The sequence below is a fragment of the Psychroserpens mesophilus genome (assembly GCF_050617655.1).
GTDB lineage: Bacteria > Bacteroidota > Bacteroidia > Flavobacteriales > Flavobacteriaceae > Psychroserpens > Psychroserpens mesophilus_A.
The window spans coordinates 1-265 of record NZ_JBODQC010000213.1 but is presented as its reverse complement, the minus strand read 5'-3'; the positions used below and the strand labels follow the sequence as shown (position 1 = coordinate 265).

Sequence of the window (265 nt, the reverse complement as noted above, 5' to 3'; positions counted from 1 at the left end):
AAGAAGTTCAGGTCGCCGCCGACGTTGTAGATCTGCGGCACCAGCGAGCCCGTGACCCAGAAGTCGATGGGCAGGCCGGAGTCCTTGGCGGCGCGCGCCAGGGTCATGATTTCGTCGGTCAGTTCGTGATTGAAGCAGGGGCGCGGCTGGGCGCGCAGCATCATCCACATGACACGTCGTCCTTCTTCATAGAACGCGGAGACTTGCTTCATATTGCCTGCGGCGGTAAAGGGATGGCAGTCCGGATGAATGAGTTGATTCATTT

Annotated in this window: 1 protein-coding gene; it reads right to left on the bottom strand. The window is 58.9% G+C overall.

Translation table 11 applies throughout. The features are described 5' to 3' along the window. On the bottom strand, window positions 1-265 hold a 265-nt coding region (locus ACRHNM_RS16995), incomplete at both ends, for a hypothetical protein (RefSeq protein WP_431137809.1).